This is a genomic window from Mucilaginibacter sp. CAU 1740 (assembly GCF_039839285.1).
Taxonomy (GTDB): domain Bacteria; phylum Bacteroidota; class Bacteroidia; order Sphingobacteriales; family Sphingobacteriaceae; genus Mucilaginibacter.
This window is the reverse complement of record NZ_JBDOQS010000008.1, coordinates 180,117-192,673: the sequence shown is the minus strand read 5'-3', so window position 1 is coordinate 192,673 and position 12,557 is coordinate 180,117. Positions and strand designations below refer to the sequence as shown.

At 41.7% G+C, this 12,557-nt stretch carries 9 protein-coding genes; 6 read left to right on the top strand and 3 right to left on the bottom strand.

Translation table 11 applies throughout. The features are described from left to right. Positions 1–35 precede the first annotated feature (35 nt). Both AAFN85_RS18305 and AAFN85_RS18300 read left to right on the top strand, forming a co-directional pair. Positions 36–938 carry an LD-carboxypeptidase gene (locus AAFN85_RS18305; protein ID WP_347529054.1) on the top strand — a complete coding sequence of 301 codons (903 nt, stop codon included), beginning with the start codon at positions 36–38 and terminating at the stop codon, positions 936–938. Positions 939–1,011: 73 nt separating this feature from the next. After that, positions 1,012–1,419, top strand: a complete 408-nt coding sequence (locus AAFN85_RS18300) for a DoxX family protein (RefSeq protein ID WP_347529053.1) — start codon at positions 1,012–1,014, stop codon at positions 1,417–1,419. Between the two features lie 68 nt (positions 1,420–1,487). On the opposite strand, the gene AAFN85_RS18295 is transcribed toward AAFN85_RS18300, so the two are convergent. From AAFN85_RS18295 to AAFN85_RS18285, 3 genes are read right to left on the bottom strand one after another with little or no spacing between them, the layout of a single operon-like run. Next, entirely contained in the window at positions 1,488–2,432 is a 945-nt protein-coding gene (locus AAFN85_RS18295; protein ID WP_347529052.1) for a DUF1735 domain-containing protein, read from the bottom strand. 38 nt (positions 2,433–2,470) lie between these two features. After that, positions 2,471–4,072, bottom strand: a complete 1,602-nt coding sequence (locus AAFN85_RS18290) for a SusD/RagB family nutrient-binding outer membrane lipoprotein (RefSeq protein ID WP_347529051.1) — start codon at positions 4,070–4,072, stop codon at positions 2,471–2,473. Between the two features lie 33 nt (positions 4,073–4,105). Beyond that, on the bottom strand, positions 4,106–7,258 hold the full coding sequence (locus tag AAFN85_RS18285; RefSeq protein ID WP_347529050.1) for a SusC/RagA family TonB-linked outer membrane protein: 3,153 nt from the start codon (positions 7,256–7,258) through the stop codon (positions 4,106–4,108). 183 nt (positions 7,259–7,441) lie between these two features. Between AAFN85_RS18285 and AAFN85_RS18280 the strand changes: the two genes are divergently transcribed. The 4 genes from AAFN85_RS18280 (at position 7,442) to AAFN85_RS18265 (ending at position 12,438) form a co-directional block, all read left to right on the top strand. After that, positions 7,442–7,774: a PadR family transcriptional regulator gene (locus AAFN85_RS18280; protein WP_119406681.1), complete on the top strand. Its 333-nt coding sequence runs from the start codon at positions 7,442–7,444 to the stop codon at positions 7,772–7,774. A gap of 26 nt (positions 7,775–7,800) precedes the next feature. Next, a complete protein-coding gene (locus AAFN85_RS18275) occupies positions 7,801–9,465 on the top strand; it encodes a PspC domain-containing protein (RefSeq protein ID WP_347529049.1) in 1,665 nt (554 codons plus the stop codon). A 12-nt stretch (positions 9,466–9,477) separates the two neighbouring features. Then, entirely contained in the window at positions 9,478–9,687 is a 210-nt protein-coding gene (locus AAFN85_RS18270) for a hypothetical protein (protein ID WP_347529048.1), read from the top strand. Between the two features lie 303 nt (positions 9,688–9,990). Beyond that, positions 9,991–12,438: an outer membrane beta-barrel family protein gene (locus AAFN85_RS18265; RefSeq protein ID WP_347529047.1), complete on the top strand. Its 2,448-nt coding sequence runs from the start codon at positions 9,991–9,993 to the stop codon at positions 12,436–12,438. Positions 12,439–12,557: the final 119 nt, after the last annotated feature.

Here is a 12,557-nt window from a genome sequence, read left to right as displayed (position 1 = left end):
CTTATTATTAAAGGAATCGTTCAATCATTAAAATCATGGTTTCAATTCAACCTCCATACTTAAAAAAAGGCGACAAAGTTGCCATTACATGCCCCGCTAAAAAACTACCCGAACCCATGACCGATGCCATCTCCCTACTGCAAAGCTGGGGGCTGGAAGTTGTTTTGGGCGAAACGGTAGAAGCATCATACCATCAGTTTGCGGGAGATGATGACCTACGTGCCCACGATATGCAACGTTTTATTGATGACGATGAGATAAAAGCAATAATAGCTGCCCGTGGCGGTTACGGTGCTATCCGCATGATCGACAAGGTTGATTTCGGCCGCTTTGCTACAAACCCAAAATGGCTTATCGGCTTTAGCGATATCACTATACTGCACACCCACCTGTTTGCTAATTACGGCGTACAAAGCATCCATGGCCAAATGCCTATCAATATTCCCGATGCTTCCAAACATTCGTTAGATACGCTGCGACAGGCCTTATTTGGTGAACCATTAAGTTATGAGTTTACCTCGCACGATAATAACCGGAGCGGGGAAGCAAATGCTATTCTGATAGGCGGCAACCTCTCATTACTGGTAGCTGCTGCCGGGTCGGTATCAGATCTGGATTACGAGGGCAAAATATTATTTATTGAAGATGTGGGTGAATACCTTTATTCGGTAGATAGGATGCTGCGAATGTTGAAACGAGCCGGAAAACTTGCCAACCTTGCCGGATTGATTGTGGGCGGATTTTCAGGCATGAAGGATAATGACATCCCCTTTGGCCAAAGCATACCCGAAATTGTGATGGATATTGTGAAAGAATATGATTACCCGGTATGTTTCGATTTCCCGGCCGGGCATATACCCGATAATAACAGCTTGACACTTGGCCGGAACGTTCACCTGAAAGTGGATGATCAGCAAACAAAACTAAAGTTTGTTTAAACAGTGATAAAGCGTTTATTCATATAATAAAAACAATAACTAACCTCTAAACTCCATTCTCTAATCACTAACTATGGCTTTACTTGGCAATTTAAGTAATTACAAAAATACAGGCTTGTTAATAACACGCGTTGGGCTGGGCATTATGTTTATATACCACGGATACCCCAAACTAATGGGAGGCCCCACAGGCTGGGAACATACAGGCGAAGCAATGAAATATGCAGGCATCCATTTTTGGCCAACAATATGGGGCTTGCTTGCCGCGGCTACCGAATGCTTTGGAGGTTTCCTGCTGATAATTGGCCTGGCATTTAGGCCGGTGTGCATACTTATGCTTATAACTCTTGTAGTAGCCACATTAATGCATTTACGCACTGGTGGTGGTTTGGGCGATGCCAGTCACGCTATTGAAGATACAGTAGTGTTTGCAGGTTTGTTATTTGTTGGGCCAGGTAAATATAGCGTGGATAAAAAGTAAAATAGCTTATTACAAAAAAAGACCGGTTTTCTTTCGAACGCCGGTCTTTATATATAGTTGTTAGATTTTTAGTTCCTAACTAACTTCTCATCAATTTGCCTTAGTCCACCTGCTGCGGTTAAATAACCACAATGTATCTCAAAGGTTTTAGTTGCAGGATCATAAGTACTTGAACCGGCTGTGGTACCTTGAATGAAAGCAGTAGGCGTACCGCTTGCCGACGCTCTTGGGTTTGGCAATACAGTTACTTTATTAGTGGCAGCATCTACTTGAAGCGCCCACGTATAACCAGAACCGCTATCACCAGCTTGCCCGATTACAGTAGTACCATTAAGTGTTTTTAATGCCACATTACCTGAAATGCTAAATGAATCTAATACACCACTTCCAACTGTACCGCCGTTAAAGCGTGTACGGGTTCCTGAAGTTGCATATGTGGCGTCGTATTGATTTTTGATCGTAAGCAGTATGATCACAGAACCATAGTTACCGCTAATTTCGGTACCTGATGCATCGGTTATCCTAATAGGCAACGCATATGATTTATTGCCATCCAATCCAGAGTTCGTCTTAACAAAATTGATTGGCAGATAAGCTACCTGTGAACCAGAAGCAATATTAACTTTCAAATTTGGAATAGAGTAATTTGCAGAAGGCAGAATTTCCAAGTCAGTTCCTTCAATATCATTATACTTAGCCAGTACCGTTGGGTCAACCGCTAATGTAACATTAACACCAGGACTTGGTTTACTGTAAGCATAGTTAACCGGGATCTGGTAAGCAATAGGATCAGGACCGGCAACAAATGCGTAACTAAAAGTATTTGCAGCTCCGTCGCCCGAGTTATCCGGCGAAGGAACACCTGTATCTGTAGTAATTGGAACCGATATCTCAACAACTGGCTTCAATTTTGAAAAATCCAGATCAGGGTTTTTATCTTTCAAGCAAGATGAAAGGCCCATCACAATTGCAAGCGCCGGGATAAACCTTTTATTTATATGTTTGATTTTCATTTTTTTAATTTTAATGGTTATCTTTTATAAACCGGCAATTATCTTGCACCTTTATCCCAGAAAATCCTTGAAGTTTGAGGGTTAATAGTACCTTCTTTGGCTACGTTGGCCGCGTTGAAGTTATACTCATTTTGAGGATACATTAAACGCAACGGAATTGTACGTGAACCGCGGCTTGGTGAAAGTGAAAGCGGAAGTACTGGCTGAGTTGCCTCTACGCTTGATAAAATAGCGTCATTACCGTCCAGCCTTCTGTAATCAACCCATGCCTCGAAATTAGCAACACCTGCCAGTGCAATGTACTTCTGAAATGCGATCAACGAAATTTTACTATTCTTACGTGGTTGACCTTTATCATCTACATAATCCCATTTTGCTTTTGAATCATTCGTTAAATAGTCAGAGGCTTCACCATTCGCAGCACCTAACCAGGTAAAAGATGCAGTAACAGCGGTTTCGTAAGCCGCTTTCGCATCACCGGTTAACCATCCACGTTGAATAGCTTCAGCTTTTAAAAACAAACTCTCTACCGATGTAAAAAACCACTGAGGTTGTGCAGGACTCAAGGCTAAACCCGGACCAGATACATCAGATGAGTTTCCTGCTTTAGGAGCTGTACCTGGTAAAAGCTCACCATAGTTATATCCATAATAAACAAGTCCATTTAAAGGACTCGAAGCCTCAGCAAATACATATTGGAAACGAGTATCATAGCTGGTCGCTGAACTCCAACCATATATAGTATTCAACAAATAATTGTTAGCCCTGTAATATTGGTTAGCTGCGCCTCCATTATAAAGGCTTTTAAATGTATCCCAGAAAGGGTTTTGCCTTCCGTCTTCCTGAACGTATGGAGGGTTCACATAAGCCGATTCATCAGTAGATGATCCGTTTTTTCCAACATTGCCGTCGCCTTCACCCAAAAAGCCTGCGCCATCGGCGGTAATTTTAGCAATTTCGGCAGATGCGTTAGTCAATACTTCCGATTCGTGAATCAATAACCTCAAACGTTGGCTATTGGCTAATTTTCTCCATTTATCGGCTTTACCGTGAAAAGTGATATCAGCTTGTTCTAAACCAGGGTTTGCATCAAGATTTGCTGCTTTGATCAATTTGGCAGCATCATCTAACTGTAATAATAAATCTTTGTAAATATCAGATCCTTTATCATAAGCGGGAGTAATGTTACCAACTATATCAAACGCTTTTGTATATGGTACGTTGTTATACTGGTCAACCAGGTACATAAATCCGATCGATTTGATGATCTTAGCTATACCAACATAAAATGTTTGATTGGAAGCAGTAGCTTTTTTCTCCATAGTGTTGGCGTCAGCCAATATATCAAACCAGGTCCACTCATCAGCCTCAAAAGTAGTGGTGATGTTGTATGATTCCTCTTCGGTACTTGGTCCGTATGAACCAGAACGAGCCCAATAACCCAGCCAATCAGCTTCGGGATTATATGAAGTTGACACTTTAGCTGCGGTACGGTGCAACAACTGCGGAAGCAAAGCTGCAGGTGTAATAGCCGCGTCGGTAGGAGAGTTTGGATTGGTGTTTATATCAAAAAAACTCTTTTTGCAACTCGACGACACAATGAGCGCCGCGGCAAAAAATACGCCTATTAGTTTTTTCATGATTATATCTTTATAATATTATCTATCAATTAATTAAAATTTAACCACTATGTTACCACCGATAGTACGTGTAGCAGGGTTAATTTGCGAATCGGCAACACCAGAAACGTTAGAAGTATTAACGCCAAAGTTACTGCCAGATGTTGAAGAGAACGTAAAGTCAGGATCGCCGTAGATGTTAGTTTTAGGAGTCCATAAGAAAAGGTTCCTGGCTGTAACACCAATCGTTAAACCTTTAATTACGTTTTGTTTACCCAAGAAACTTTGTGGCAGATCATAAGTTAACGAGATCTCACGTAACCTCCATGAATCAGCAGATGTAAGGAAGTTTGAAGCTACGTCGCGGTAAACACCGGTATAGTAGTCAGATACGTTTGATAAAGTTACGTTAGTATTTGCAATGTATTTACCTGGGTTAGCAGGATCTGCGATTGAAGAGTTTGGCAATACAAAACGCTCGCGGTGGTTAGTTGCTGTTGCAGCGCCCACACCTGTCCAGGCCATAGCGTTACCAATATCGTTATATACATAGTGACCGCCTTTGTATTCAAATACAGCAGATAGGTTTAAGCTTTTCCACCTGAATGATGGGTTCAAACCTACTGTCCATAAAGGCATGGTACGGCCAAATTGTTTAATATTAGGATCGGCAGTTGGATAACCTGTGTTAGCGTCAACAATTACACGGCCCTGATCGTCGCGCAGGTAATCGGTGGCTTTGAAAACGAATGCAGGAGCACCAACAACAGCATAGTTAGATGCAAAATTGGTAAAACCACCAATAGCTAACTGATCTAAGCCCTGGTAAATGCTGTTTACACGGCTATCGTTGTAAGTTGCATTAGCTTTAAAGTTAATAGCAACATCTTTAATGCGTACCAATGGGTTCAAGCCTAAATCTAACTCCACACCTTTGTTAACAAATGATGCAGCATTGATCTGATAGCTGGTGTAACCTGTTGCGTTAGAAACCTGGATAGGGATGATCTGGTTAGTGTTATTTTGGTGGAAGTAAGTTGCCTCCAAAGTAACCCTATCTTTAAAGAAACCTGATTCAAAACCCATCTCAAAGCTTTTAACAAACTCTGGTTTCAGGTTTGGATCATAGCTTCTGTCGTTTGCGGTATAACCTGCAACCGGACCATAAGGAAAACCGTTAGCTTGTGAAAAAGTAGCAGCTAAACCATATGCAGCAATGTTAACACTACCTGATTTGTTGGCCGCGCCACGTAATTTCAAGTATGAAAGAGTGTTGCTGTTTTTTAAAGCTGGAATTGCTTCAGAAAGCACAATTGAAGCGCTCACGCCTGGGTAAAAGAAAGTATTATTTGCAGCAGCAAGTAACGAAGTTTTGTCTTGACGACCTGTTACCTCAACACTTGCCCAGCCTTTGTAGGTTAAGCCCGCGCTGCCATAAACAGAGAATAATCTTTCACGGGTAAAATCTGATGAACCTGTTAGGTTACCTGTTCTTTGTGAAATATCAAACAAGTTAGGGATTACCAGGCTGGTAGTACCAACTTGGGTGTCGCGGCTATCACGTTGCCTTAAATCAGTACCTAAAATGGCGCTTACTTTAAAGTCCTGAGCGAAAGTTTTATTGAAAGATGCAAAGAACTGAGAGAATAACTGCTGATATTTGTAAGCACGTTCGCTCACAGTTTCAGGAACAGCGGTAAAACCCCTGTCAAGACCCATCTGATTTGGAGTAACACCATTTGAAGTATGCCTTTCGGTAACAGTGTTTGATGTTAAGTTTGCCCTGTAGGTAAAGTTTAACCAATCTGTAGCTTTCAGGCTTAGATCTAAACTTGTGATCAAATCTTCCCTTTTTCCTATCTGACGCCAGTTATCTAAAGCAAAGTATGGGTTAATACCATAGTTAGTGAAGTAACCGTTGTATCCAGCATATGGATCGGTATTGATGTTTTTATACCTTGTAAGCGGAACATCAGCAGGAATATTGAATAATAAGTTCATCAAACCACCATTTAAACCAACGTTATTGTTGGCATTGTAGGTGCTCATTGCATCATCATCAAACACGTTATAGTTATACTGTTTGTAGTTTACACCAGCTGTAACTTTTAACCTGCCGTATTCTTGAGTAGTATTTAAATAAATACCAGTCCTGCGGTTTTTATCATCAGGCACAATACCTTTAATATTAGCATCCTGAACACCTAAGTAAGTAGCACCAGTCCTGATCGAAACGTCATTAATAACAGTTGAACCTGTGTTGAAGAAATTTTTCTTCTCGTTAGGTAACGCGCTATATTTAATAGTTTGTGTAGGAGTACCATCATCAAAAGGAACACCAATTTCTTTGGTCGAACCATCAAATGCAGGGCCCCATGACCAGTTTTCGTAAGGAACATAACCGCCGTAATCACCGCTACCAAACTCGTTTTGCATCTTAGGGAATTTAGATACGCTTGTAAACTGAGTAGAGTTGCTTAAAGTTACTTCTGGTTTGCCGTTAGCCGATCCTTTTTTGGTGGTGATAACGATAACACCGTTAACCGCATCCGGACCGTAGATAGCCGCACTTGATGAACCTTTCAGGATTGAGTAAGTATCAATATCATTAGGGTTTAATGAAGAGATATAGCTGATTGGAACCTGCACACCATCCAATAACAGCAACGGGCTGTTGTTACCTGTTAATGAACGGATACCACGAAGGTTAATTTTCACATCCTCAAATACACCACTGTTGATAGTGGTAATATTTAAGCCTGATACTTTACCTTGTAAACCGTTAATTACGTTAACTGGTTTTGCCTGGTTAACATCTTTTGATGATAAAGAAGTTGCCGCATAGCCCAACTCGCCTTTTTGCCTTTTAATACCAAGGGCCGCGGTTACCACAACCTCGCTTAATTGTTTTGCCGAAGTAGCAAGCACAATATTGATTTTGTCAGATGCACCTACGACAACATCCTGTGTTTGAAAACCAATAAATGAGATTGAGAGAGTTGCTCCGGCCGGAGCGCTTAATGAGTACTTACCGTTTACTCCGGTTTGGGTACCTGTGGTAGTACCCTTAATTTTTACGGTTGCTCCGGGGATTGGTTGCCCGTCGTCTTTCGCCGTAACCGTACCGGTAATTGTACGATTTTGCGCAAAAACCTGTGTCAAAGACAACACAAGTAAGCACAAACTTACGAGTAGAAGTTTTTTCATTTCGTTAATAATAAGATCAGTTAATAGTTAATTAATTATAAAAGTAGTGTTACGTTATCAAAAAGTCAAGTAAAATCTTCAAAAACTATATTTTTTTTTCAAAAAGTCAACCCTTAGCTTAAAAATTGATAATTATAGTACTATGTATTGCATAATACAATCCAAAACATATATCTTTGTATTATGATCGTTGAAAACACTCAAACCCAAATGAGGAAAGGCATACTGGAGTACTGCATTCTTTCCATCATAGCTAAGGGCGAAACATATGCATCAGACATAATTGCTGAACTTAAGAAAGCCCAACTGCTTGTTGTTGAGGGAACTCTGTACCCTCTTTTAACCCGTTTAAAAAATAACGGACTGCTAACCTATAACTGGGTCGAGTCCATTTCGGGGCCGCCGCGAAAGTACTATGTCCTATCAGACGAAGGTCGTTCAGTGCTCGAACAATTGGATAAAACCTGGCAGGAACTGGTATTTGCTGTTCAAACAGCTATCGGCGAAAGAAAATAACAAAAACCTAAAATTCACTTACAATCATGAACAAAACAATCATCATAAATATAAACGGCATGGTTTTTCACATTGAAGAAGATGCCTACGAGGTACTGAAAAATTACATGACCGACGTAAAGCGTCATTTTTCAACCTCGGCCGATAGTCTGGAGATCACAACCGATATCGAAAACCGTATTGCCGAAATGTTTAACGAGATACTGGCTGCCGAGGCCAAACAGGTTATTGTTGAAGCCGACGTAAATAAAATTGTTGAGCAAATGGGTTCGGTACAGGATTTTGAAACTGCCGAAAACGACGCGAAAGATCCGCAAAACCCATTCTCATCATACAATACCGAACGCCGCAGGCTTTTCCGCGATCCGGATGATCACCTGGTAAGCGGTGTTTGCGCGGGCATAGCCAATTACTTTGATATCAGCCCGGTTTGGGTTCGTCTCGCCTTTGTGATACTGGTGCCTTTTGCCGCCATCGGCCTGTTTACCTACATCATACTATGGATGGTAGTGCCCAAAGCCATTACCCGTGCCGACCGCATGGCCATGAAGGGTGAAAAACAAGACCTTAAAGGCTTTAAAAAGAATTTTGAAGAAGAACTCAGCACCGTACGCGATAACCTTCAAAATTTTAAGCACGAAGCTAAACCTTTCATTTACCAGCTTCGTGATCTGATAGGTGATATCTTCCAGCATCTTGGCGCTTTTTTAAGAGGCACTGGTAGCCTGTTGGGCAAAATTATCGCGGCAGCAATATTGATCGGCTGCTTTGGAATGGCGGTGGCGCTTATCATTTCGCTAATAGGATTATTCGCGGCCGGCAACATGGGCATCTATAACATATTTCCGTTTAACATTGCCAATCGCCAGGCCAATGGCATATTTATGGTAGCGGGCTTTTTTGTATTAGGCATCCCCTTGTTAACCATTATTTTAATGACTATTGGTTATTTGTTTAAAAAAGCATCGTTCAGCCGTTCTATTGGTACTACTTTATTGTGCATCTGGTTGGCATCGGTAGGCGCGGTAGCTTATTATGGAATCAAAACCGCGGCAGGCTTTCGCGAGGGCGGCAGGTTTACGCAAACCATCAAACTTAAGCCAACAGCTAACAATGTTTATTACCTGCAATTAAACGATACCAAGTTTTTAAGTAACGAGGACAGTACCCGCCTCAGGATCAACGATCGTTTTAAAGGCACCATCATTTTAGACGATGATTTTAATGGAACCGACGGGCCTTACCACAATGTAAACATCGACGTTGAAAAAAGCGATGTACCGCAACCCGTGCTGGTTGAAACGTTCAGCGCCCGCGGTGTTGACGAAACGGAAGCGCTTAACAATGCCCGCTCGGCCACGTACCGCTTTGAGCAGAAAGATTCGGTGCTTAATTTCGATCGTCATTTATCAACCCCTAAAGGCTTTTTATGGAGAGGACAGGAAGTTCATTTAACGCTAAAACTGCCGGTTAACGCTAAAGTTATTATTGACGATAAGCTTGACAATAACATCAACTTTAACCTGTACGAGTGCAAGGCCAATAACAACAACGAGCAAGGCAACACGGCAACCTTTATCATGACAGCCAACGGTTTGGAGTGTAAGATAGCCCCGGTGATAGCTGCCAAAATGAAAGCCGATAGTATTAAGGCTGCGGCGGCCGACACGGCGCGCACCGAAGATCAGTAACATCACCTACCTATGAAAACCATTTTAAAATACATAAGCCTGCTAATATTTAGCGGGCTTATTATTCCTTTTTGCTACCAGTTTAGGGGAGTTGATAATTGTGCAACCCATAATATCAGCCTCTCTTCACCAGGCAGAAACAAACAGCCTATCACGTTCCGGATTATTAAAGAATTGGCAAAAAATTTAACGCCGGTGTTAAAAAGTGAAAATAATCTGTAACCAAGAGGCCCCTTTTTGCATCTTACTATAAAAAGCAACACAATTACCGCCCTCGGGTAATCCGGCATATAAATTTTGATATGGATTAAAAAACGGCCTAAAAGCCAGGTGGGATTGTTTTGCCTAATTTTTAAACAAAATCAGGAACGCTATGAAAACAATTGCCTATATCTCATAAATACTAAAACCCTAATCCGGTAAAACAGCCGGGAACTAAACAGAAACTTATTTACACAACTAAAAAAAGAAGCCGATTCTTTTTAATGGCAACGCTTTGCCCCAATCATCTAAAACATAACTAAAATGAAATCCATCATACACAACATATTTAATACACTGCTGCTTGTTGCTATCAGCTACAGTGTATCTTTTGCCCAGCAGGCTAAGCCCGCTGCAAAGGTTTCGGGCTCGTTAACAAACGAACAAGGTAAACCTGTTGACTACGCCACCGTAAGCCTGTTGCGCGCTTCCGACTCAACAGTTGTTAAAGGCGCTTTGAGTAATGAGGCCGGTGCTTACACTTTTGAGAACATTAAGGCTGGTAATTATTTAATTAAGGCTTCTGTAGTAGGTTACAAAAAAGCGGTAAGCAAGCCGTTTGTCGTAGCCGAAGGCAGCCAGCATGTAACCGCGCCTGCGTTGAACATGCAATCAGGCTCAACCGAACTAAAAGGCGTAACCATTACCGCCACAAAACCACTCATCGAACGTAAAATTGACCGCACGGTAATGAACGTAGAAAACAGCGTACTGGCAGCCGGCAATACCGCTATGGAAATTTTGGAACGCGCCCCCGGTGTTACTGTTGATAAAGATGATAACATCAGCCTGAAAGGTAAACAGGGCGTAACCGTGATGATCAATGATAAGCTTACGTATTTAACTGCTGCCCAACTGGCTACTTTGCTTCGTTCTACCGATGGTAATACCATTAAATCTATCGAGATTATTACCAACCCATCTGCAAAGTATGATGCCGCGGGTAACTCAGGTATTATCAACATAAAATTGAAAAAGAATACCCAATCGGGCACAAACGGAAGCATTACTGTTGGCGGAGCCAAGAGCCAGTACTGGCGCGATAACAGCAGCCTTAACCTCAATCATAAAGATGGCGGACTAAACGTTTTTACATCGCTAAGCAGGGGCGATAATAAACGCGGCCATACCATCGGCATTAACAGGATCATTACTGATACCCTTGGGAATAAAACCTATTTCAATCAAAACTCGAACATGCCGAGCACCAATCATTACAACAACTATCGTTTAGGTGCCGATTATGATCTTACCGCCAAACATACTATTGGCTTCGTAGTAAGCGGCTACTCAAACAGCGGGCAGGATTTGAATAATAACACCACCATTATAGGCAAACAATTTGGCGTTGCCGATTCATCTCTGCATACTAAATCAGATATCAGGCAAACCTATAAAAACTTCGCCCTTAACCTTAACGACCGACTTAAACTGGATACCAGCGGCCAGGAGTTGAGCATTGATCTGGATTACTCCAAATTCAAAAACAACTCGAACGCGATGTACAATACCGACTATTTTTTACCGGATGGCAGTAAACAGCACGATCCGCAAATGTTGCGTAACCAAAGTCCATCAACCATCAGCATTTATACAGGCAAAGCCGATTATACCAAACCGCTTACCAAAACCGTTAAACTGGAAGCAGGTGTAAAATTTAGCAGTGTTAAAACCGATAACGATTTGCAAGCTCAGATCTATGATAATGGGGCTTACCGTAACGATACAACCCGTACCAATCGTTTTATTTACAACGAGAAAATTAACGCCGGTTACCTGAACCTCAACAAACAGTTCAAAAAATTCTCGGTGCAGTTAGGCTTACGTGCCGAGCAAACCAAATCTACAGGTAACCTGATAGGCAGCACACCTGTTAAAAGGAGCTATTTAAACCTTTTCCCGAGCGTGTTCCTTAACCAAACTATTAATGATAAAAACGAGGTTAGTTTTTCATACAGCCGTCGTATTGATCGTCCGGGCTATGATGATCTGAACCCGTTTGTTTACTATCTCGACCCTTACACTTATTCGCAGGGCAACGCGTTCCTTAACCCGCAATACACTCAAAATTTTGAGTTTAACTATACCTATAATAAAACCATTAACGTAAGCTTAGGCTATAGCCATACCACAGATGCGATCACCGAACTGATCCTGACCGAAGGTAAACGCTCGTTCGAGACACACCAGAACCTGCAAACACAAACAGGTTACAATATCAATATCAATACGCCATTTACCATTACCAAATGGTGGGAAGGCAATGTAAACGCTACCGGTTTTTACCTGGGATTTAAATCGGATACATTGGCCGGGCAAAAATTTAATGATGGCCAATGGGCGTTTCAAGGTCGCACAACCCAAACGTTCAAATTTTCGGGCTACCGCTTTGAAGTAACCGGCGATTACCAGTCACCGTTAACATACGGTATTTATAAGATCAGGCCACGTTATTCGGTTGATATGGGGGTAAGCAAATCATTTATGGAGAAGAAATTCAATATCAAAGCCTCATGCGATGATATCTTCAACATCCGCCGTAATGATTTGAGCAGCCAGGTGGTAAACAATAACTTCACCATCAAACAAAAGAATGATACCCGAGTAATGCGCCTTACGTTCACCTACAACTTCGGTAACAGCGCCATCAAAATGCGCCAACACCGCTCAGGAGCCGATGATGAGAAGGGAAGGGTGAAAGGGAATAATTAATTCAGTTTGCAGTTGCCAGTGGACAGTTTGCACGCATATATAAAAGGAAAACGCCGGGAATAAATTCCCGGCGTTTTCCTTTTATTATCGTTTTTCGTAACTTGATTAGCTGTTTCGAG

Coding starts and splice junctions, on each gene's coding strand:
- AAFN85_RS18305 (WP_347529054.1), top strand. CDS start 36: ATGGTTTCAATTCAACCTCCATACTTAAAAAAAGGCGACAAAGTTGCC.
- AAFN85_RS18300 (WP_347529053.1), top strand. CDS start 1,012: ATGGCTTTACTTGGCAATTTAAGTAATTACAAAAATACAGGCTTGTTA.
- AAFN85_RS18295 (WP_347529052.1), bottom strand. CDS start 2,432: ATGAAAATCAAACATATAAATAAAAGGTTTATCCCGGCGCTTGCAATT.
- AAFN85_RS18290 (WP_347529051.1), bottom strand. CDS start 4,072: ATGAAAAAACTAATAGGCGTATTTTTTGCCGCGGCGCTCATTGTGTCG.
- AAFN85_RS18285 (WP_347529050.1), bottom strand. CDS start 7,258: ATGAAAAAACTTCTACTCGTAAGTTTGTGCTTACTTGTGTTGTCTTTG.
- AAFN85_RS18280 (WP_119406681.1), top strand. CDS start 7,442: ATGATCGTTGAAAACACTCAAACCCAAATGAGGAAAGGCATACTGGAG.
- AAFN85_RS18275 (WP_347529049.1), top strand. CDS start 7,801: ATGAACAAAACAATCATCATAAATATAAACGGCATGGTTTTTCACATT.
- AAFN85_RS18270 (WP_347529048.1), top strand. CDS start 9,478: ATGAAAACCATTTTAAAATACATAAGCCTGCTAATATTTAGCGGGCTT.
- AAFN85_RS18265 (WP_347529047.1), top strand. CDS start 9,991: ATGAAATCCATCATACACAACATATTTAATACACTGCTGCTTGTTGCT.